Origin of the sequence: Nocardia kruczakiae NBRC 101016 (assembly GCF_001612965.1) — a bacterium.
Taxonomy (GTDB): Bacteria; Actinomycetota; Actinomycetes; order Mycobacteriales; family Mycobacteriaceae; genus Nocardia; species Nocardia kruczakiae.
Genome location: NZ_BDBL01000001.1, coordinates 185,920 through 207,401, shown reverse-complemented (window position 1 = coordinate 207,401; position 21,482 = coordinate 185,920). Strand labels below are relative to the sequence as shown.

Below are 21,482 nucleotides of genomic sequence, written 5' to 3'. Positions count from 1 at the left end.
ATCCCTCACCACTGTGCGTCGCTGTGTAATGCCGCCTCCAGCAGAGCCAGCTCGGCGGCGATCGGATCCTCCGGCGGGGGTGCCGCTGGCCGGGCCGACGGTGGCGACTCGGCCGAAGCCGGCGATGTCGCGGCCGGGTGCGGTGGCCCGGCCTGCGCCGTCGGCTGCTGCGGCCGGGCGCGATGTGCCGCAGGGGCCACGATCGCGTCCGACGTGTCGGCTTCCTCGGAAGAGATGGCGGCCGAAAGATATTCGGCCGCCTTCTCGACGGTCGGATAGTCGAATCCGAAGGTCGCGGGCAGCGCGAGTCCGAAGCCGTCCTGCAGGCGTGAGCGCAGTTCGACGACCGCGAGGGAATCCATGCCGAGCTGGGTGAACCCCTCCTCCGGGTCGATCAGATGCCCGTCGTCGAGTCCCAGTACCGCCTTCACCTCGGTGGCCGTCAGATCACGGACGAGGGCCGGCCGGTCGGTCCGGGCAGCGGCCAGGGCCCGTTCCCGCAGCGAGGCGGCCGGTCCGGCAGCGGCGGGGGTGGCGGCGATACTTCCGTACCACGGGTCACCGCCCGCGGCCGTGGCAAGTTTCGGCCAGTCCAGATCCGCGGCGACGACCGTCGGTCCGGCTGCGACCAGATTGCCGGCGAGCAACCGCAGCCCCTGTTCCGGTGAGAGCGGGCGGTAACCGCGCAGCCGGGCGCGCTCGCGTTCCTCGGCGTCGAGACGGGCCGCCATCCCGATCTCCCCCCACGGCCCCCACGCGATGCTGGTGGCGGGGATGCCCTGGGCCCGCAGCACGGACGCGTACCCGTCCAGGTAGGCATTGGCCGCGGCGTAGTTGGCTTGCCCGCCCGCACCCACGGTCGCCGTCAGCGACGAGAAGCAGACCACGAAATCGGTTTCCGCGCCGATGATCTCGCGCAGCGAACGAATCCCGCCGACCTTGGGCGCGAGCACCTTCTCGAACCGGCCGGCATCCATCCCGGCGATCGTCGCATCGTCCAGCACACCGGCCGCGTGCACGATGCCGCCGAGCGGATGCGGCGCCGTGGCGACCACGGCGGCGAGTGATTCGGCGCCGATATCGGCGGTGTGCACGGTGATCGGGCAACCACCGTCGCGGATCTCGTCCAGCAGCTGCGCGGTCTCCGGATCGGGGGCGGTGCGGCCGACGAGTACGAGGTGGCCCGCGCCCTGTTCGGCCAGCAGACGCGCCACGCGCGGGCCGATGCCCCGCAGACCGCCCGTGACGAGATAACTGCGATCGGGCCGGATCCGCACATCCGTTCCCGGCTGTGCACGGCGAAGCCGCGCGACGTAGCGATCCTGCCCGCGATGCGCGATTCGCATCTCCGGCGACCACCGGTGGATCTCTTCCGCCAGACGTGCCAGCGACGAATCGGCGTCGTCATCCAGATCGACTGTGCTGCACCGCAATTCCGGATACTCGCGACGCACGACCGTGGCGACACCCCACAGCATGGTCGCGGCCGGATCGGTGACGTCGGCGTCGCCGGTCACCGGCTGAGCGCCACGAGTCGGCCACCACACGCGGACGCGTTCGGACGCCAGTGCCGGTAACGGTCGCACAGCCGCGGCACACCGCTGGGCGACCTCGCCGACGAAGTGCGCGCTCTCGTCGTCCGTCGCGGACAGGCCGCGTAGGTCGACGAAGCCGCGACGATCCGCCGCGGCGAATTCCGCGGGCCACGACCCTATTTCGGCATCGGTGGCCGCGTGGCGGGTGATGCCCGAGCCCGGCGGTACCTCCGCGCCGATCAGCACGGACACGGCCGGAATCGACCGCTCGCGCAGCACCCGCGCGAACCGGCTCAACCGGTCGGGTTCGTCGTCGACCACCAGCAGCGACACCGGCTCGGCGCCCGCCCCGGCCGCCTCGGTGCGCTGCCAGTGTTGTTCGTGGGTGATATCGGCCGTCTTGTGGGCGAGCGCCCGCTCCACCTGCGCGCGGCTGATGCGCCGCGATTCGAATCCGTCCACGGCGACCACCAATTCGCCGGTGACGTCGTACATCCGGATATGCGCGGTGAACGCCTCGTCCCCCGCGCCGTGCCCGCCCGCCAAGCGGGCGTGGATCCACAGCGGGCCCTCGGTGCGGCGACCGGAGAAGTAGTAGCGGTCGATACTGAACGGAACGTAGATGTTCTCCTGTGCCCGCAGCAGCGCGTTGTCGTATTTCCAGCAGCTGTTGAGTACCTGGAACGCGGCTTCGACCAGCCCGGCGTGCAGCGGTTCCGGTCCGATCTCCACACCCTCGGGGCGGGTGGTCAGGCACAGTGCCTCGTTGTCGCCACGCCAGATGGTCTCGATCCAGTGGAAGGAGTTCCCGGTGTCGAGCCCCGGCACCCAGACGTCCCGATAGAACTCGAGTCCGGACAGCTCCTGTGGACAGCGAGCGAGAACATCGTCGCGATCGGCATCACCGAAGGTCGAATCCGATTCGGCGGGAGCGCTGTCCAGTGCGGTGCGGAACAGCGCTGGCCACGCCACACCCGCACCGGATTCCTCCTCCGCAACCAGGGTCACGTCCCAGCCCGAACCGTTCGGGCGCAGCACCAACTGGGCGCGGCGGCTCCCGCCGTCGGACACGGCGAACGGATGGAGGAACAACGTGTCCCGCAACGCGTACGGCCCGTCGATGTGGTGGGCCGCCGCGGCCAGCACCATCGCGATATGCGAGGCACCGGGCACGACCGCGGTGCCGAACAGCCGGTGATCGGTCACGTACGACGGGGAGTCGCAGGCGAAACTCCGTTCGTAACGGATCTCCTCCGAAAGCGGCAGATCCACCGGACGGCCGGGCAGCCCGGCGTCCTCGGCGGCGCGAACGGTACGGCGAAGCGCACGCTCCGGTTCGACCCAGAAGTGGCTGCGCTGGAAGGTGTAGGTGGGCAGCGGGATTCGGCGCCCCAGAGCGAACGGCCCCCACGGCGTCGGGCAGATATCCATACCGACCGCATAGAGTTTCGCCGCGGCGATCAGCAGGGTCCGCTGGACATCGTGCGGCCCGTCGGCCGCGAGTACGGTGTGCACCCCGTGCCGATCGGCGGCCAGCCGCAGCCGGGCGCGTTCGTCGCTGCGCCGGCCCAGGACCAGCATCCGATCGCACCCCGCGGCCGTCACGCACGATTCGACGTCCGGTGCTTGCGAGACGAGCCACAGCTCGCGGCGATCGCCACCCGTCGTCAGCGGTGTCGCGGCGGCGGCGTAGCGCATCGCGGTCGCCAGATCCACGACACCGGATATCGCCGCCGCCACGTATTCGCCTGTGCCGTACCCGATCACCGCATCCCACTGCAGACCGCACGCCCGCCACACCTGCACCAGGACGTACAGCCGGCCCAGATCCGCTGGTACTCCGGTGGGTTCGGCGCCGCCGAGCGCGGCGGTCACCTCCGCCCGCGCCGTCCGCACCACCGAATCCTCGGCGTACAGGTCGAGGAATGCGTCGACACCGGCTTCGGGAGCGTCGCCCAGGACCAGGCACAGCCGCCGGTCCGCATGCTCTTCCGCCGCGGTGAACAATGCCGCCGCGGGTTCACCACGCAGGTACGCCGCCAGCGCCGCCCGCAACTCCGGCAGCGAGGAGATCACCGCGGCCAGTCGACGCTCGTGTTGCTCGCGACCGAAACCCGTTGTGTAACAGACATCTTCGACGGCCGTATCGTCGGTCAGACGATCGAGGTAGCGTTGCGCGAGGTCGCGCAGGGCCGCATCGGAACGCGCCGACAACCGGAACAGTCCGGTCCAGCCCGCGGGTAAGTCGGTGGCGGCGCGCGGCGGCGCCGCCTCGAGCACCGCGTGTGCGTTGGTGCCGCCGATGCCGAACGCCGACACGGTGGCGATCCGCGGCCGATCCGACGGCCACGCCCGCGAGCGCGGCGAAACCTGGAACGGCGTCTCGGACCACGGGATCCGGCTACTGGGCCGCTCCAGATTCGCCAGTCCCGGCAGCACCGCGTGATCCAATGCCAGCACGGCCTTGACGAATCCCGCGACTCCGGCCGCGGTATCGAGATGGCCGATATTGGCCTTCACCGACCCGACGTCGCACCGATCCTCACGCGGTCCCCCGAAAGCTTCGGTGAGCGCGGCGATCTCCATCGGATCACCCATCGGGGTGGCCGTACCGTGCGCCTCGACGTATCCGATCTCCGTAGGGGCGACTCCGGCCACACGGTGCGCCCGGCGGATGACCTCGACCTGGCCGTCGACACTCGGCGCGGTGAAGCCGACCTTCGCCGCGCCGTCGTTGTTGATCGCGGTGCCGCGCACCACGGCGAAGATCCGATCACCGTCGCGCACCGCGTCGTCGAGCCGTTTGAGCACGACCACGCCCGCACCGTTGCCGAAGACCGTGCCGCCGGCCTGCTCGTCGAAGGCCCGGCAGTGCCCGTCGGGCGAGGCGACCATCCCCTCCTGGTGCAGGTAGCCGACGCGATCCGGCACTCGCACGGCCACACCACCGGCCACGGCGATCTCGCATTCGCCGCGCCCGATGGATTGACAGGCCAGATGGACCGCGACCAGCGAGGTCGAACACGCGCTCTGCACGGTGACGGCAGGTCCGCGCAGGTCGAGGCGGTAGGCGATCGAGGTGGGCAGGAAGTCCGGTTCGTTGCCCACCTTGATCTGGTAGTGCTGAGTGGAGGGCAGCTGGGTGAAGTCGTCGGCGAAATAGCGATGGAAGTAGCTGCTGGGCAGCCCGCCCACGAACACCCCGGTGCGCGGCCGCTGCGGCGCACCACCGTAGCCCGCGTGTTCGAGCGCCTCGACCGCGCATTCCAGCAGCAGCCGGTGCTGCGGATCGGTGACCTGCGCCTCGCGGGCGGTGAAACCGAAGTAGTCGGCGTCGAATCCGGCGATATCGTCCAGAACCGCCGCGGTGCGCACGTAATTCGGCGCGGCGATGCGCTCGGCCGATTCGCCCGCGGCCCGTAGTTGCTCGTCGTCGAGGTCGGTCATCGTCGTGCGCGCACCGGCGATGACATCCCAGAATTCGTCGAGGTCGGCAGCGCCCGGCACGCGCACGGCCATCCCGATCACCGCGAACGGACCGCTGCGGTCGGCGGCCTCGTCGGCCACGTCCCGGGCGGCCACCGAGCCGGCGAGGGCCGCGGCCAGTGCGGCCACGGTCGGGTAGCGGAACAGGTCCGTGCGCGCGATCGAGATGCCGAGTGCCTCTTCCAAGGCCAGGTGCACCCGGGCGACGAGCAGTGAATTGCCGCCGAGATCGAAGAAATTCGCGGTGGCGGGGACCGAGTCGCATTCGAGCACTCGGGCCCACACCGCCGCTATCGCGTCGGAGAGTTCGTTCGCTGACGCTGTGGTTGCGCCGCGCACCGTCGCGACGGGTGCGGGCAAACTCCTGCGGTCGATCTTCCCGGCGGCGTTACGTGGAAACTTCTCGAGCACGATAATTCTCGCCGGCACCATATAGGCCGGCAGCAGCGCACGGGCGTGCTCACGCAACGTATCGGCGTCGACCACCGCGTCGTCCGCGGGGCTCACGTAGCCGACCAGTTCGCTGCGCTGCGGATCATCACCGAAGACAGTGACCACGGCCTCGCGCACCCCGTCGGCGGTGCGCAACACCGCCTCGACCTCACCGGCCTCGATGCGCAGGCCCCGCAATTTCAGCTGATGGTCGGCCCGGCCGAGATATTCCAGGCGTCCGTCCGGCAGTCGCCGCACCCGATCGCCGGTGGCGTACAGCCGTTCTCCGGTCCGCCGATCGGCCACGAAGCGGCCGCTCTCGTCGGCGGGATCGACATAGCCACGCGCCAGACAGACGCCGGCCAGATGCAGCTGTCCCGGAACACCCACGGGCACAAGCTGTCCCGCTGCGTCCAGGACGAGGGCGCGCACGTTCTCGATCGGCCGGCCGAGGGTGACCGCCGCTCCCGGAAGTACCTGTTCACAGGTGACGTCGACGGCGGCTTCGGTCGGTCCGTAATAGTTGTGCAGCGCGGTATCCGGCAGCAGCCGATGGAATTCGGCGGCCACATCCGCGGGCAGCGCCTCACCGCTGGTGGTCACATAGCGTAGCGAGGTGCACCCCTCGACGCCCGGCTCGGCCAGCCACGTGCGCAACATCGAGGGCACGAAGTGAGCAACGGTGATCTGCTGCGCGCGAATGGTTTCCAGCAGGTAGCGCGAATCCCGGTGCCCCTCCGCATCGCACAGCACCGACTGCGCACCGTGCACCAGCGGATAGAACAGATCCCACACCGACACGTCGAAGGTCAGCGGCGTCTTCTGCAACACCCGATCGGACTCGTCGATGCGAATCGCGTCGTGCAGCAGGCGATTACAGATCGCCGCGTGTTCGATCAGCACACCTTTGGGCCGGCCGGTCGAGCCGGAGGTGTAGATGACGTAGGCCAGATCCGTCGGCGCTCCGACCCGCGCGGGCGCGGGCTCGACCTGTTCCAGGTCGTCCCATACCGCATCCAGATCGATCGCCGTGACGCCCTCGACCGATAAGCGCCCGGCGATGCCGGCATCGTCGCACAGCACCACCGACGCACCGGAATCCGCGAGAATCGTCGCCAGCCGCGCATCCGGATCCGCCGGGTCCAGCGGCAGATAGGCCGCACCGGCCTTCATGACGCCCAGCGCCAGCACCGGCACCCGGAGCGAGCGCCGCAGGCACAGCGCGACGATCTGCCGAGGTCGCACACCCACGGCGCTCAGGTATCCGGCGGCCCGCGCCGCGCGGTCGTCGAGTTCGCCGTAGCTCAGCGTGCCCGCCTCGGACATCACGGCGGGACTGTGCGGCCGGCGCGCCGCTCGTTCGGCGATCAGCGCGTGCAGGGTGGTCGCGGGGCGGGCCACCGACGGCCCGGTCGACCACTCGTCGAGGGCCGTCCACTCGTCGTCCGGCAGCATCGGCAAGGCCGCGAGCGCGGTATCCGGATGGGCGGTGAACGCGTCGATCAGTAGCGCCCACTGCGCGAGGAGCCGGCGCACCGTCTGCGGCTCGAACAGCTCGGCATCGTATTCACAGCGCAGTTCACCGGCGCCGCGATCGTCGACGAAGACCAGATCGCAGCCGACGACGGCCTCGAGCGCATCCTCCGCCGCGTCCGGATCGTGGTCGCCGGTGAGCTCGCAGTAGGCGATCTGGAACAGCGGATGCCGATCGAAGACCGGTGTGGGGCAGAGTTTCCCGATCAACTCGTCGATGTCGAAACCGGCGCGTCCGTCCACCAGCCGCGACCGGGCGTCGGCGACCTCGGCGGCCAGCGCTTCCGCCGTGCGATCCGGTTCGACGGCGATTCGCAGCGGAATCGGTGAATCATCCTCTGGCGCGATCACACCGAGTGTGACCTCGGCGTGTTCGGAATACCTGTGGATCAGGGCGGCCAGCGCCGCCAACGCCGGACCGGACGCGCCGAGGCGGTACTCCTCCCGGGCACGCAGATATCGCTGCACCGGTGCGCGGCGGAAATCGGTGGCGATGGCGAGGACGCCGGGAAGAAAGTCGGCTTGCACAGTAACTCGATCCCACTTATCCGGCGCGAACCGGCTCTACCAGGTAATTGCCGATGGCCAGCACGTCCAGTCCGGCGGTGACGAAGGTGTCCAGGCCCTCGGCCGGCGTGCACACGATCGGCTGGCCCTTCACGTTGAACGAGGTGTTCAGCAGGATCGGCGTTCCGGTTTCCTGCCGGAAGGCGTCGATCACCGTCCAGAACCGTTCGTTGCGCTCCCGCGACACCGTCTGCACCCGCGCCGATCCGTCGACATGGGTGACCGCCGGCAACCCCTCACGGAATTCCGGCCGCACCGAGGTGATGAACAACATCCAGGCATAGGTGTCGACCTCGGTGTCCTTGATGTCGAAATACGTGGTCGCGTACTCGTCGAGGACCGCGGGGGCGAAGGGCCGGAAGCCCTCCCGCTTCTTGACCTTCGCGTTGATGATGTCGCGCATCCGCGGATGGCGCGGGTCACCGAGAATGCTGCGATTACCCAGAGCGCGCGGACCGTACTCCAGGCGCCCCTGGAACAGCGCCCCGATCTGCCCGGCGGCCAACCGACGGCCCAGTTCGCCGGCCAGTGCCGCGAAGTCGTCGAATCGCGTTGCGGTGCAATCGGTCCGGCCCGCCAGTGCCGCCGCGATCTCGTCGTCGGAGTATTCCGGGCCGTTCAGCGGGGTCTCGATGCCCGTGATCGGGGCCGCCTGGTCACGCTGATGGTGGACGTACAGCGCGGCACCCAGCGCGGTGCCGTCGTCGCCGGCCGCGGACTGGATGAACATGCGCTTGAACTGGCGGCTGCGCAGAATCACGCCGTTCGCCGTGCAGTTGAGCGCGACCCCGCCGGCCATGCACAGATTCTTCGCACCGGTCTGTTTGCGGAAGTGGCGCAGCGTATGCAGCAGCGTCGCCTCGAGTGCCGCCTGCAGGGCGGCCGCGATATCGCGGTGGTGGTCGGTCAGCTCGTCCTCGGGTCCGCGGGCCGGCCCGAAGATCTCCTCGACGGCTTTCAGTGTGCCGCGGTAGGTTTCCCGGTCCAGATCGGTTTCGTTGCGGTACAGGATGGGAATCGTGAAAGTACCGTCCGGCCGCAGATGAATGAGATCCATCATCGCCGCGAAGTGTTTGCGGTGGTCACCGTAGGGCGCCAGCCCCATGATCTTGTATTCGTCGAGGCCGAACGCGAAGCCCAGATAGTAGGTGAAGACGCCGTAGAGAATTCCCAGGGAATTCAGCTCCGAGACCGTCGCGATCGGTTCGATGCCCGCATCCGTTCCGAGCGCGACGGTCGCGCTGTGCTGCTCTCCCATGCCGTCGGCCACGAGGATCAGCGCCGAGTCGAATCCGCTCGGGTAGAACGTGCTGGCCGCATGGGCCAGGTGATGCGGTACCTGCACCAGCCGGTCGTCCCAGTCCCCGCCGAAGGTCTCGGTGAGTTTGTCCAGCAGCACCTGCCGGGCGAAGACCTCGCGGAAGCGCGCGCGCCCGAGTTCACTGTGGTCGAATTCGGCGCGCAGCGGCTCGTAGGAGAAGCCGTGCGCGAGGACGTCGAGCGAATCGACCGAGATTCCGGCCCGCTCGCAGCCGAAACGGATGGCGTGTTCGGGAAAGGCGCCGGTCGCCTTCTCGCCGGTGAACCGCTCCTCGGCGACCGCGCTGACCAGCTCGCCCTCGTGCAGCAGCGCCGCCGCGGAATCGAAGCCCTGGGTGATGCGATAGTCCCGCCAGCCCAGTCCCGGAAAGCGGGCCTGTTTGAACGGCACACTGTTGTGCAGACCGCTGATCCCCATGATCGACTTCGGTTGCGCGGCTGGTGTTCTCACCATGGCGGAGGCTCACAATCTTCGTGCCCGCGGACGTTTGCGGGCGAAATACTGGCTGGTCGCATACAGTTCGACGGTGATGTCGGTATCCGGGACGACGCGCTGCAGGAAGGCGCGATGGGCATCGATGGCCGCCGGGTCGGCGCCGGCGTGTTCCAGGTATGCCGGCACGCACTGTTCGAAACCCAAGGCGTGCAACATCTTCGCCTCCGGCATCGCCGACACCGGCTGAAAGCGGTCGCGCCGCGCGATGATGAAGCCGGCCTCGGTGAGCAGTTGCGGAGTGCGGTCGTAGATGTCGTGCGCGGCGCCGCGCGCCCGGCCGAGGGCGAACCACCACTGCCGCCACAGATCCGCCGCCGGATCGTCGGCGGGGACGAATCGCAATGCCCCGACGTCGGACATCTCGAGCAGCAGCGCACCGTCGTCGGCGAGCATGCGCGCCATCGCGGTGAGCGCGGCGGCGGCGTCGGCCACGTGCATCAGCAGGAAGCGGCTGTACACCCAGTCGACCGAGCCGGGTTCGAGCGGTGCGTCCTCGATGCGCGCGTGCACGTAACGCACCTGCGGCAGATCGCCCACCAACCGGCGGGCGATCTCGAGCTGTTCGGCGGAGGCGTCGACGGCGTAGACGATGCCGTCCGGCCCGACCCGCTCGGCCAGCCAGGCCGTCATCGCGCCGTGCCCGCAGCCGATATCGGCCACCGTCGCACCGGCACAGAGTCCGACCGACTCGAGGAAGGCCCGGGAACTCGGGTTGTAATGCTGATCCAGCAGGGCCAGGCGCGCCGCGTCGCGATCGCCGACGGCCATGCTGTAGGTCATCGCTGCAGCCATATCGGATTCGTCTCTCTACGAACGCGCGGCCGGTTCGTGCTCGAGCGTGGAGGCCCATTGCAGGCTGTGTGCCCGCTCCGGATCGGGCAGCAGATAGGCCCCGTCCTGGCGCGGCCGGCGGCCCGGTGTCACCAGACCGACCGGCGGCCCGGCGCCGAAATCCAGCCAGGAGGCGGGGATCCGGGACAGATTGCTGACCAGGAAGCCCGACTGCGGCGGATATCCCCATACCCGGTCGAGCCCGGCGATGCCGTGCACCTGCAGGAACGCCTCGAGTTCGGCGATCGCGTCGTCGATACGCTCGGGCGCGGTGGCGACCGCATCCCGCACCCAGCCGGCGATCTCCGGAACCGACGCGTCGCGAACCCGTTCGGTGTCGACATCGATCAGCACCTGCACGAAGGCATTACCGAAATATGTGGGGCCCAGCTCGCGGACGAAGCGACGGATGTCGACCGGGCAGGCCAGGGTCACCCGCTCGGTGTCCTTGGTCGCCGCGTAGTCGCGAAACAGGCCCGCCGCCACCAGATCCGCGGTCGACAGCCCCGAGACCTCCGCCTGCGCCTCACATTCGGTGAGGTCGAGCCGGCCGGTGTGGACGTCGAGTTCGGGCAGTTCCAGATCCGGCTCGACGGTGACGAAACCGGCCCGGCGCAACGCATCCGGATCGACGCTGTCGCGGTCGCGAGCCTGCGGCCGCGTCAGCACCTCGCGGTCGCAGCGCGGCGACAGGAAGCGAGCACCGCGTGCCCGAGCCGCCCATGCCGCCATGAAGAAGAACATGCCGTAGCCGTCTGACAGGCCGTGCGACATCGACAGCCCGACGGCCGTGCGCTCGCCGCGGGTCACCACCCGGCCGCGGGCGAGCACATGGCCCACCCCGATCTCGACCGGGTCGAGGCATTCGCTCAGCGGCACGGTGGATTCGGCGACCGTGGCCCGGATCGCGGGGCGCGGGTCGTCGACGTCGAGCGCCAAGGTGCGCTCGTCGAGTTGCACCAGTGCCGCGTCCGCACCGACGAATTCGCGGGCGGTCTCGACATAGGCCTCGACGATCCGATCGGCGTCGAGCACCTCGCCGAACTCCACCACGAACTGCAGCGGACCGGCCATATTCGCCGTCCACATGTGGTCGACGGTCGACAGCGGTACCGGCGCCATCGTCAACTCCTCTCCAGGGCGTCGAATTCCCCCTGCAGCAACTGGTTCCACATCACCCGCCGCCGCGGCTTACCGCTGGTGGTGCGCGCGATGAGTCCCCGGTCGCCGATGAACAACCGCAGCGACGTCTCCGCTCCGAGCTGCCCGGCCAAAACCTGCCGCAGCCGCACGGCCTCCACCGGCTTGTCCTCGACCAGCACGGCGACGCGCGCGGCGCCGAAGGCGTTGCCGGCCAGCGCGACCACACGATTGGCGGGCACGCCGAATGCCTCCACCACGGCCGCCTCGATATCCTCGGCATAGACCGTGCGCCCGCGCACCTTCACCGCGTCGCCGACCCGGCCGATCGGATACAGTTGCCCGCCCACCAGCAGGCCCGCGTCACCGGTCGCCAGAGCGCCGTCCTCGGCACGCGCCAGGTCGCGAGTGCCCTCGGCCGTCTGGTACTCCCGGGCGACGCTCGGACCACCGACGATCAATTCGCCCGGAGCTCCGGCATATTCGTCGGTCGACGCGGTCCGCACCGTCACCCCGTCCAGCGGTGCGCCGCAGCCGACCAGCCAGCGCCGGCCGTCCTCGAGCGGGGCGGACATCAGATCGAACGGACCGTCCACGGCGCCGGTGTCGGGTGTCACCGCGGCGGCCTGCACCGGCTCCGAGGGGCGCAGACCGGATACCGCGAGCGTGCCCTCGGCGAGCCCGTAGGCGGGACACGGTGTGCGCGAATCGAATCCGTACGGCGCCAGCCGCTCGGCGAAGCCGCGCAGAATCGCCGGGTCGATCCGTTCGGCGCCCACGATCATCACCCGCCAGGGATCGAAATCCATTCCGGCCAAGGCGTCGTCGGTCATCTTTCGCAGCAGATACGCCAGCGCGAAGTTCGGTGTCGCCGTGATCGTCGCACCGTCGCGGCCGAAACAGGACAGCCACGACAGCGGATCTCGAATGAAATCGATCGGCGTCATGGCCTGAATGTCCAGATTCAGAATGGTCGGCGTGATGATGCAGCCGATCAGCCCCATATCGTGATACGGCGGCAGCCAGGTGGCGATCCGGTCCGTCGGCCGAAACTCCAGCCACCGGTCGATCGCGGCGCAATTGGCCTCCAGATTCGCCACCGATACCCGCACCGCTTTGGGCGAACCGCTACTGCCGGAGGTGAATTGGAGCAACCCGATCCGGTCGGGTTCGCAGCCCGGCAGTTCCGTCACGGCGGGGGTCTCATTCGACGTCCCGACAATCGTGACTTCGCCCAGGGATTCGAGCACCGGATGAACCACCGCGGCGAGTTCCTCGGCCACGATGATCGCCGACGGGGCGGCCGCGGCCAGCAATGCCGACAGTTGCTGCCGATACGCCGACTCGTTCTGCAGCGGTAGCGGCGGCGCCAGCGGATTCGGTGTCGCCCCTGCGGCCAGCACGCCGAAGAAATTCGTCATGAATCGTTCCGGAGCCGATTCCACGATGGAAACCACCGCACCCGGACGTACCCCGGCGTCGATACAGGCCGCGGCCACCCGCCGCACCTGCTCACTCAGCCGGGGGTAGCCGACGCGCCGCCATTCGCCCTCGGCGGCGATGGTCCAGCCGCGGTCCTCACCGTCGTAGGCCAGCCAGTCGAGCAGGCCCGTCACGGCTGTTTCGCCCGCAGCGCGTCGCACACCATCTGCTCGATATCGCCGACGGTCACCACATTGGTCGCACCGGAGTCACCGCCGGCGTCGATTCCGAAACGCACCTGCAGGCCGAGCGCGAGTTCGATCAGGGCCAGCGAGTCGTAACCCAACTGTTCGGCCAGCACATCATCGGAGGCCAATTCCGCCGAAGGCTGGGGGGCGTGCCGACGGACCAGTTCCCGTACCTGGTCGCGCACTTCATTTTCGTCCACGAAATGCTCCCGAATTGTTTGTGTTCACCGCACGAGGTACGTGATCGGATGTGATTCGCCGTGTATATCGGCATATTCTCCGGCGGCCGCCGTGCAGGATTCCCGCCAGTTTTCCGCGAGCTCCGAAATAATGTCGCTCGGTATTCCGATGGACGTCATTCTGCGGCCGAGAGAACTTTCCGCGAATTCCCATTGTTCGTGAAGTATCTCGGCGCGCTTCTGCAAAACCGGAACCAATCGCGGAAACGGATCCCGGGTTTCCGGATCGACCAGAGTCCGGGCCGCCGCCGGAAGATGTCCGCGAATCATCTCCACAATATGATCGCGATATCCGCCGCGGACGCCGTTGCGCAATGCCAGCACACCGAAGGAAATATGCCGCGATTCGTCACGGGCGACATTCGTGATGCCGGTCCGCAGGATGTCGAAGCGCGGCAGCGCCCGCACGGTGCCCAGCACGGTGTGCAGACCGGTCATCGCCACCGCACCCTCGACCAGCAGGTGGTAGACCACCACCCCCTCGTACCAGGCGGCGGTGTCGGCCGGGTCCTCCCGCACCCGCTCGACCGCGTCCACGAGCGCCTTCTCGAACAGGTCGCCCACCCGATCGACGCCGCTGACCTGCGACAACTCCTCGTTGCCGAGGGTTTCGGAGAGGAAGGCCAGGTAGCGCCGGAAGAAGACGGTGTGGCGTGCCTCGTCGGCCAGCTGCGTGGCCAGATACATCTTGTAGTCGACCTCGGGCGCGGCGTAGGCCAGCGGCGCCAAGGTCTCGGTCACGGTCGTCTCGCCGATCAGGAAGCGCGCGAGGGTGGCCAGCAGCGGCAACCGCGCGAAGGCCGGCAGCTGGGTCCACCCCTCGGCATCACGCTCGTATTCCAGGCTCTGCGCCTGCCATTGCTGCATTTCCCAGCGGCGATAGAGATCGAGCGCGGTGACCCGTTCGGCAAGATCGATCTCGATCTCGTCGATGACCGTTGAATTGTTCATCGCGATTTCTCGATCTGTTACGACGGCAGGCCGGTGAAAATCGATAGCAGAGTGCTTTCATACACGTCGATCAACCCTTCCAACCGCCCAGCTACCCCACGCGCAGCGTCCTCACCTGCTGCGGCGTGTCAATACCCGTGACCACGCATCCGTACCGGAAGGATTAAATCCTTCGATCTTGTGGACAGCGATTCTGCACGGTGCCCGAGCTTACTCCCGAAATAGCCCGCGAGCCACTCGTAACGAGCAGATCACAACGGCAAAAGGTTATCTATGAATTTGCCGCCTTCTCGGCATTCCCGGTGAGTGGACACGGGCGTTTCACATTCCGGCTGACAGCCCACCACACCCCACCCCCCAGGTGGGATGCGAGAAGTTAGCCACAGATGCCGATAGGCCCGTCCACAGCGGTGAAAATCGCCCCAGCACGCCGAAACGGCCGCCGCTCGCAGCCCCTGGCTACGATGCGGCGGCCGTCGGCGACCGGCTGTCGGCTCCTATTCGCCTGCGGCGCGGCGGATTTCGCCTCCCGCGGCCCGGTTCCGGGTGGCCCGGGCAGCGGCGGCGTCGAAGTGCTCCAGATGGTCGAACAGCGGGTCCTCGTCGTCGACGTCGAGCACCACCGCGCGGCGGCGCAGGGCACGAGCGGCATCGCGGTCCATGCCCGGGCGCCGCTCGGTCCGGACCTGGTCCTGCGCAACGGGTTCGGTGTTGCCGGCCGGGCGCTGCCGCGCCCCGGGCAGCCGCGCGGCGCGACGCCGTCGGATGTCCTCCTCGAAGCGCACCTGCCGCCGCAGATACGCCAGGTAGGCCCCGAACGCCACCACCGAGAGCGCACAACCCCACCACAGGGTCGCGCTCACGACGATCGCGAAGGCGCCGAAAAGCAATGTGCTCAGGATCAATCCGAGTGCGGTGCGCTGCCGGAAGCGATACCGGGCCGCGCGTGCGATCGCGTCGGCCTCCGGATCGAACCCGCCGCGGCCACGCCGGGACGGGACGAAATCGCGTGCGGTCGATCCGGGTTCGTCGCCGGCGCGGTCGTCGAAATCACCGGAGTCGTCGAAATCGTCGTCGGAATCCACATCGCCGCGCCGGGCCGGAACCACCGCACTGGGCGCGGGCGGGATGCGGGCCATGCTCGTCTGGGGGCGATCCTCGGTCGCGGCGGCGGCCGGTACGTCGTCGGCCTCCTCACGATCCTCGGCACCGTCCGGATCACCGGTGTGGGCGTCTCCGGCGAGGTCATGGTCGCCCTCGCGTTCGGCTGTGCCGTCGATGTCGTCGCGGTCGTCGCCGCCCGGCTCGGCATCGGCGGCGTCGACGGGGGTTTCGGGGGCGTGCTCCTCGCCCGCGTCGGCGCGACCGGGCGGATCACCGGCACTCCGGCGGGCCCGCGTCACCTCCGATTCGGCGCGCTCGGGTGCGTTCCGGTCGTCCTCGATGACGGGCTCATCGGCCGATGTCGTCATCCGGTCCTCCGCATCATCGCCGTGGGAAAGCCTTCTCTGCCGAGGGGCCGGCACCCAGTCCGGATCGGTCTCATGTCCGGTGGCCGGCCCTTTCTTCGCACGTCGTCTGGTACCGCCTCGATGCAGCACCCGGGTTGCCAGGGCCACGTCCGTGGTGCGGCGGATCCGCGGATGCCGATCCGCGAGCATCGGGAACAGCACGAAGACCCAGAGCACGACCAGCGCGATCCACAAGATCGAATTCGGCATCGCGCTCCCACCTCCGTCCCCGCCTGACCACTGTCCCTTCTCGACCACTGGGCAGGTTCTCGCCACCTGTTCCGTCCTGGCACCGGACGCACCACCGACGTCCGTAGGTTAATCCGGCGTCACAGGAATATCCCGCAGGCGCGCCGCCCACACGCGTCCCACCCGTCACAAGCCGGTCATCACCCGGCGCGGGCGCGTCGACGCGGGACACGCCACGTGACGGGGCCACTCACGGCGGCGTGGCACGACCGGAGCGGATGAGGCGATCGACGACCGTGCCGGATACCTCCTCGGCGGTCATCGCGACCAGCAGATGGTCCCGCCACGCGCCGTCGACGTCCAGATAGCGCCGCAATGTGCCCTCCTCGCGAAAGCCCACATTGCGCAGGACCGCCTGGCTGGGCAGATTCTCCGGGCGCACCGTCGCCTCCACACGGTGCAGGCCCACGGGCCCGAAACAGTGGTCCAGGCCCATCGCCAGCGCGGCGGTGGCCACCCCCTGGCCGCCGACGTCCTTGGCGACCCAGTAGCCGATCCACGCCGAACGCAGCGCACCGCGCACGATGTTGCCGATGGTCAGCTGGCCGCCGAAGGATCCGTCGACCTCGATCACCAACGGCACCATCGCGCCCCGCCGCGCCTCGGCCTTCAGACTCGACCACAGCGCGGGCCAGTTGGAGGCGTGATTGCGCGCCTCCCAGCTACCCCGGCCGGTCGGCTCCCACGGCTCCAGATGTTCGCGGTCGCGCAGCCGGATGCGCGACCAGGCGGCCGCGTCGCGCAGCCGGATCGGGCGCAGGGTCACCCGCCCGCCCGCGACCCGAACCGGACCGAGATGGGCGGGCCAGCCGGGATGCTGGGCGGCCCGGAATACGTTCATGTCCACAGCTCACCCGCGCTGTGCGAGAAATGCGACCTGGACCTCGTCACCGGTGCGAATATCGGTGACCTCCGGGTCGATGACGATCAGGCTGTTGGCCTCGGCCAAGGTCGAGAGCAGATGCGACGAGCCGTTGACCCCGAGCGGCTGAACCAGGTACTCGCCGGTCTGCTCGTCGCGCATCAACTGGGCGCGCAGGTAGCCGCGGCGGCCCTCCATCGAGGTGATCGGCATGATCGTGCGGGCCCGCACCACGCGGCGCATCGGATGCCGGCGACCCAGCGCGATCCGGATCAGCGGCCGCACCATGATCTCGAAAACCACCAGTGCGCCAACGGGATTCGATGGCAGGAGGAACGTCGGGACCTCGTCGCGGCCGAGCCGGCCGAAACCCTGCACGGAACCCGGATGCATGGCGACCCGATCGATGGTCAGCTCGCCCAGCCCCTCCAGGGCCTCGCGGATCTGATCGGAGGCCCAGCCGCCGACCGCGCCCGCGATCACGACGACCTCCGAACGCACCAGCTGTCCCTCGACCACATCGCGCAGGCGCTTGGGATCGGCACTGACGATGCCGACCCGATTCACATCGGCGCCGGCATCGCGGGCGGCGGCGGCCAGGGCGTAGGAGTTCACGTCGTAGACCTGTCCCGGACCGGGCGTGCGGTCGATGTCGACCAGTTCGCCACCGATCGAGATGACCGACAGCCGCGGCCGCGGATGCACCAGCACCTTGTCCCGCCCGACCGCCGCCAGCAGGCCGACCTGCGCCGCGCCGATGATGGTTCCCGCCCGGACCGCGATATCGCCGGGCTGCACATCGTCGCCGATGCGCCGCACGTAATCGCCGGACCGCACCGGCTCGTAGATCTTGATCCGGGCCCGGCCGCCGTCGGTGAAATCCAGCGGCAGCACCGCATCCGCCAGCGTGGGCAGCGGCGCACCGGTATCGATGCGCACCGATTGCCGCGGCTGCAACCGGATCGGCTGGCGCGAACCGGCGGCGACCTCGCCGACCACCGGCAGCGTCAGATCGATCGGATCGCCGTCCTCGGTGCGGATGTCGGCGCCGGCGCCCTGCACATCCACACTGCGCACGGCATATCCGTCGATGGCGGCCTGATCGAATCCGGGCAGCGGACGCTCGGTGACCACATCCTCGGCGCACAGCAGACCCTGGGCTTCGGAAATCGCGACCCGGACCGGCCGCGGGGCGACGGCCGCCGCGGTCACCTTGATCTGCTGGTCCTCAACCGAGCGCATGCCGCCCTTCCCTTTACTCCGACTGATCACCCGGTCCCGCGGTGACGGGACCCGGCCGACCCCGCCGTCACGACGAGATCAGCTGCGGGTTCCAATCCGGAGCAAGCCGACGCTGCAACCACTCGCGCAAGGCGGGGCCGTATTCGTCTCGCTCCAAAGCGAAATCGACCGCAGCACGAAGATAACCGCCAGGGTTGCCGAGGTCGTGGCGCGACCCACGGTGGACGACGACATGAACCGGATGTCCCTCCGCGATCAGCAGCGATACGGCGTCGGTGAGCTGTAGTTCGCCGCCCGCACCCGGCTCGATCCGGCGCAGCGCGTCGAAGATGGCGCGATCGAGCAGATACCGGCCCGCGGCGGTGAAGGTCGACGGCGCCTCCTCGAGCGCCGGCTTCTCCACCATGCCGACCACGCGCAGTACGTCGGGGTTCGTGCTGTCGGTCACCGGCTCCACGTCGAAGACGCCGTAGGCGCCGACCTCCTGCTTCGGGACGTCGATCGCGCAGAGCACCGTGCCGCCGCGTTTGCGCCGGACGCGGCTCATCACGTCGAGGACGCCGCAGGGCAGCACCAGGTCGTCGGGCAGCAACACCGCGATGGCGTCCTCGTCGGGATCGAGCGCCTGCTCGGCCTGGGCGACGGCATGGCCGAGCCCGAGCGGCTCGTCCTGTACGACCGAGGTCACATCGAGCAGGCCGGGAGCCTTGCGCACCTTCTCCAGCAGCTGGAATTTCCCGCGTTCGGCGAGCGTGCTCTCCAGCACCAGATCCTCGACGAAGTGGGCGACGACCCCGTCCTTACCGGGCGAGGTCACGATGACCAGCCGCTGGGCGCCCGAGCCGGCGGCCTCGGCGGCCACCAATTCGATACCGGGTGTGTCCACCACCGGCAGCAGCTCTTTCGGCACGGTCTTGGTCGCGGGCAGGAACCGTGTCCCGAGTCCGGCCGCGGGAACCACCGCGGTGCGGAAGCAGGAACTCACGGCCTGCGTCGCGTCCGATCCGGCGTCAGCTGTCATAAGTGCACACCCTATCCATCGCTCTTGTCGTCGGACCGGCTCAACACCGGCCCGGCATCTGGGAAGCCTAGGCGGCCGCGGCGGCGCCGTCGCACCGAAACGGTGCGGCAGCAACCCTCACCAGCGAGTTCGCGGTAACGCGTCGGGTCAGCGATTCCCCGCCGAGGGCACCTGGAAACACGGGAGCGGGCAAACTCACCGTTCGCCCACCTAGGGTGAGCCCTGTGGAGATCGCCGGTCAGCGGGACAAGGGGCGGTGGCGAGCGGAATTGCTGGCCGCCCGGGCGGCGGTGCCGCCGGAAACCAGGGCCGCGGAGGCCGAGGCGCTGAGCCGATCCGTGGCGCGAGTACTGGACATCGACCGGCCGCGTACCGATGGGCCGCGCAGCGACGATCGCCCGGCGGGAGGATCCGGCTCGCAGGCTCCCCGCTCGCGCTGGGTGGCGGGGTACATCCCGGTCGCGGGCGAGCCGGGTTCGGTCGCGATGCTCGACGCACTGCGGGTCGCGGGGGCTCGAGTGATGGTTCCCGTGACGGGACCGCCCGGTCCGCTGGGGTGGGTGGAATACACGGGAATCGAGGGGCTGCGGCGCGCCCGCTACGGACTGCTCGAGCCCGACGGGCCGCCGTTGGGCGTGGCGGCCATCGAATGGCCGGAGGTGATCGTGATCCCGGCACTCGCGGTCGATCGGCGCGGTGTGCGGCTGGGGCGAGGCGCCGGGTATTACGACCGGACGCTGCCCGCGGCGCGACCGGACGCATGTCTGGTGGCGGTCGTCCGAGACACGGAACTGCTGGATGCGCTGCCGGAGGAACCCCACGATCGCCGGATGGGGTGGGCATTGCTGCCGGAGGCTGGGCTGTGCAGGCTCGATGCCGGCGATCGCGAGATCGGCGGTCGATACTCGAGCGTCTGACGCGGGCGCCGGGCGCCCGGACTCGGTGGCGCGGATGTGACCTCACGCGCACCATGGGAATCAAGACCGGATTGGCACTGTTGGCACTGTCGGCTGTAGAGTGCTAAAAGACGAAAACCGTGGAGGTTCGCAGGTGCCTACTTACTCGTATCAGTGCACGCAGTGTGGTGACAAGTTCGACATCGTGCAGTCGTTCTCCGATGACGCCCTGACCACCTGCGAGAAGTGCGACGGCAAGCTGCGCAAGCTGTTCAACTCGGTCGGCATCGTCTTCAAGGGCAGCGGCTTCTACCGCACCGACAGCCGCAACGGCTCGTCGTCGGCCAGTGAGCCCGCCGCGAAGTCGAGCGAATCCAAGTCGAGCGATTCGGCCGGCTCCGGCTCGTCCGGCTCGTCGAGCAGCTCTGCTTCGTCGACCTCCTCGTCGACCAGCACCGCCGTCGCCTGACCCATCCCCGTACCGGGCGGCCACGTACCGCCCGGACGGTCACCACCCTCCGGCCGCGCCGTCCTGAGTTGTCCACAGTCTTTCCGTTATCCACAGAAAAGTTCTGACCTGCTCTTTTCCCGGATGACCGACCTGGCGTGGGTCCTACGGTGGCCGGTATGCGGACCTTGCGATTCGATCGGCTTCGCGCCGGTGACACCGATCTCGGCCATGCTCGTGGCAGCGAATTCCTGTCCCGGATACGGCCGCCCTGGCTCGACCTGACCCTGATCCGCCGGCTGTCCGCCGTCGGACTGGCCGCCGCGGCAGCCGTCGTCGCCCTGCGCGGCGACCCCGCCGGGCATCGCACACCGGTCGTGGTCGCGGCACGGGACGTGCAACCCGGGCAGGTGCTGGCTCCCGCCGATCTGCGGTACGCCGACCTGCCACCGGACGCGGTACCGGAAGGCGCCGTCACCGATCCCGCGACACTGCTCGGCGCGACCTCGACCGGCGCTGTGCACGCCGGGGAAATACTCACCGATCTCCGGATCGTCGGCCCACGCCTGGCTGCCGCGGCGACCGGCACACCGAATGCCCGGATCGTGCCGATGCGCTTGGCGGACAACGCGATTGCCGACATTCTGCGCCCCGGCGACCGGGTGGACGTGGTCGCCGCGGAGGACACCGGGGCGCACGGCGATCCGGAGGCGATTGCGCCACGGGAGCGTTCACCGTCCGCGCATACCCTCGCCACCGATGCCGCGGTCGTCCTGATTTCCGGTGCCGCCGACACCGGTTCCCGGACCCGCGCCTCCCCCGAACGAATCGTGTTGCTGGCACTCGATCCGGGGCATGCGACCACCGTCGCGGCCGCCTCGTTGCACACCGCCCTGACCGTGGTGTTTCACTGATGTTCGCTGTGTTCGCCAAGCATTTGCCGCAACTGTCCGTTAGCATCCCGAGTACCTCATTCGATAGCGGAAAGCAATCGCATCGGATGCCACGACCAGACCGAACGGCGCGGCGCGGGCACGCCGGATGAGACAGGAG

Annotated in this window: 14 protein-coding genes; 3 read left to right on the top strand and 11 right to left on the bottom strand. The window is 69.0% G+C overall.

The window, feature by feature from the left end; genetic code table 11:
• Positions 1 to 5: 5 nt before the first annotated feature.
• The 11 genes from NK1_RS00510 to NK1_RS00460 form a co-directional block, all read right to left on the bottom strand.
• The gene (locus NK1_RS00510) at positions 6 to 7,514 is read right to left on the bottom strand and encodes an amino acid adenylation domain-containing protein (protein ID WP_063006659.1); all 7,509 of its coding nucleotides are present in this window, start codon (positions 7,512 to 7,514) and stop codon (positions 6 to 8) included.
• 16 nt (positions 7,515 to 7,530) lie between these two features.
• Entirely contained in the window at positions 7,531 to 9,327 is a 1,797-nt protein-coding gene (locus NK1_RS00505) for a carbamoyltransferase family protein (protein ID WP_063006658.1), read from the bottom strand.
• 9 nt (positions 9,328 to 9,336) lie between these two features.
• Complete coding sequence (locus tag NK1_RS00500; RefSeq protein WP_084460470.1) at positions 9,337 to 10,161, bottom strand: class I SAM-dependent methyltransferase; 825 nt, start codon at positions 10,159 to 10,161, stop codon at positions 9,337 to 9,339.
• Positions 10,162 to 10,176: 15 nt separating this feature from the next.
• On the bottom strand, positions 10,177 to 11,322 hold the full coding sequence (locus tag NK1_RS00495; RefSeq protein WP_063006656.1) for an acyltransferase: 1,146 nt from the start codon (positions 11,320 to 11,322) through the stop codon (positions 10,177 to 10,179).
• A gap of 2 nt (positions 11,323 to 11,324) precedes the next feature.
• Complete coding sequence (locus NK1_RS00490) at positions 11,325 to 12,983, bottom strand: AMP-binding protein (RefSeq protein WP_084460469.1); 1,659 nt, start codon at positions 12,981 to 12,983, stop codon at positions 11,325 to 11,327.
• Positions 12,953 to 13,210 (bottom strand): acyl carrier protein, encoded by a 258-nt coding sequence (locus NK1_RS00485; protein ID WP_030515113.1) that lies wholly within the window; start codon positions 13,208 to 13,210, stop codon positions 12,953 to 12,955. The genes NK1_RS00490 and NK1_RS00485 overlap by 31 nt, the downstream gene beginning before the upstream one ends.
• 24 nt (positions 13,211 to 13,234) lie before the next feature.
• Complete coding sequence (locus NK1_RS00480) at positions 13,235 to 14,200, bottom strand: ferritin family protein (protein ID WP_063006654.1); 966 nt, start codon at positions 14,198 to 14,200, stop codon at positions 13,235 to 13,237.
• Positions 14,201 to 14,697: 497 nt separating this feature from the next.
• Positions 14,698 to 15,921: a divisome protein SepX/GlpR gene (gene sepX / locus NK1_RS00475; RefSeq protein WP_063006653.1), complete on the bottom strand. Its 1,224-nt coding sequence runs from the start codon at positions 15,919 to 15,921 to the stop codon at positions 14,698 to 14,700.
• Positions 15,922 to 16,150: 229 nt separating this feature from the next.
• The gene (locus NK1_RS00470; protein ID WP_036505451.1) at positions 16,151 to 16,801 is read right to left on the bottom strand and encodes a GNAT family N-acetyltransferase; all 651 of its coding nucleotides are present in this window, start codon (positions 16,799 to 16,801) and stop codon (positions 16,151 to 16,153) included.
• Between the two features lie 9 nt (positions 16,802 to 16,810).
• Positions 16,811 to 18,064: a molybdotransferase-like divisome protein Glp gene (gene glp, locus NK1_RS00465; RefSeq protein WP_036505452.1), complete on the bottom strand. Its 1,254-nt coding sequence runs from the start codon at positions 18,062 to 18,064 to the stop codon at positions 16,811 to 16,813.
• Positions 18,065 to 18,131: 67 nt separating this feature from the next.
• The gene (locus NK1_RS00460; RefSeq protein WP_063006652.1) at positions 18,132 to 19,085 is read right to left on the bottom strand and encodes a UTP--glucose-1-phosphate uridylyltransferase; all 954 of its coding nucleotides are present in this window, start codon (positions 19,083 to 19,085) and stop codon (positions 18,132 to 18,134) included.
• A gap of 224 nt (positions 19,086 to 19,309) precedes the next feature.
• On the opposite strand from NK1_RS00460, the gene NK1_RS00455 reads away from it, so the two are divergent.
• The 3 genes from NK1_RS00455 (at position 19,310) to cpaB (ending at position 21,343) form a co-directional block, all read left to right on the top strand.
• Positions 19,310 to 20,002: a 5-formyltetrahydrofolate cyclo-ligase gene (locus NK1_RS00455; RefSeq protein ID WP_063006651.1), complete on the top strand. Its 693-nt coding sequence runs from the start codon at positions 19,310 to 19,312 to the stop codon at positions 20,000 to 20,002.
• Between the two features lie 133 nt (positions 20,003 to 20,135).
• A complete protein-coding gene (locus tag NK1_RS33370) occupies positions 20,136 to 20,450 on the top strand; it encodes an FmdB family zinc ribbon protein (RefSeq protein WP_084460468.1) in 315 nt (104 codons plus the stop codon).
• Between the two features lie 158 nt (positions 20,451 to 20,608).
• Complete coding sequence (gene cpaB / locus NK1_RS00450) at positions 20,609 to 21,343, top strand: Flp pilus assembly protein CpaB (protein ID WP_084460490.1); 735 nt, start codon at positions 20,609 to 20,611, stop codon at positions 21,341 to 21,343.
• Positions 21,344 to 21,482 lie beyond the last annotated feature (139 nt).

What these genes read in the sequence shown, in the direction of transcription:
- NK1_RS00505 (WP_063006658.1), bottom strand. Translation starts at nt 9,327, where the DNA reads ATGGTGAGAACACCAGCCGCGCAACCGAAGTCGATCATGGGGATCAGC.
- NK1_RS00500 (WP_084460470.1), bottom strand. Translation starts at nt 10,161, where the DNA reads ATGGCTGCAGCGATGACCTACAGCATGGCCGTCGGCGATCGCGACGCG.
- NK1_RS00495 (WP_063006656.1), bottom strand. Translation starts at nt 11,322, where the DNA reads ATGGCGCCGGTACCGCTGTCGACCGTCGACCACATGTGGACGGCGAAT.
- NK1_RS00480 (WP_063006654.1), bottom strand. Translation starts at nt 14,200, where the DNA reads ATGAACAATTCAACGGTCATCGACGAGATCGAGATCGATCTTGCCGAA.
- sepX (WP_063006653.1), bottom strand. Translation starts at nt 15,921, where the DNA reads ATGCCGAATTCGATCTTGTGGATCGCGCTGGTCGTGCTCTGGGTCTTC.
- NK1_RS00470 (WP_036505451.1), bottom strand. Translation starts at nt 16,801, where the DNA reads ATGAACGTATTCCGGGCCGCCCAGCATCCCGGCTGGCCCGCCCATCTC.
- glp (WP_036505452.1), bottom strand. Translation starts at nt 18,064, where the DNA reads ATGCGCTCGGTTGAGGACCAGCAGATCAAGGTGACCGCGGCGGCCGTC.
- NK1_RS00460 (WP_063006652.1), bottom strand. Translation starts at nt 19,085, where the DNA reads ATGACAGCTGACGCCGGATCGGACGCGACGCAGGCCGTGAGTTCCTGC.
- cpaB (WP_084460490.1), top strand. Translation starts at nt 20,609, where the DNA reads ATGCGGACCTTGCGATTCGATCGGCTTCGCGCCGGTGACACCGATCTC.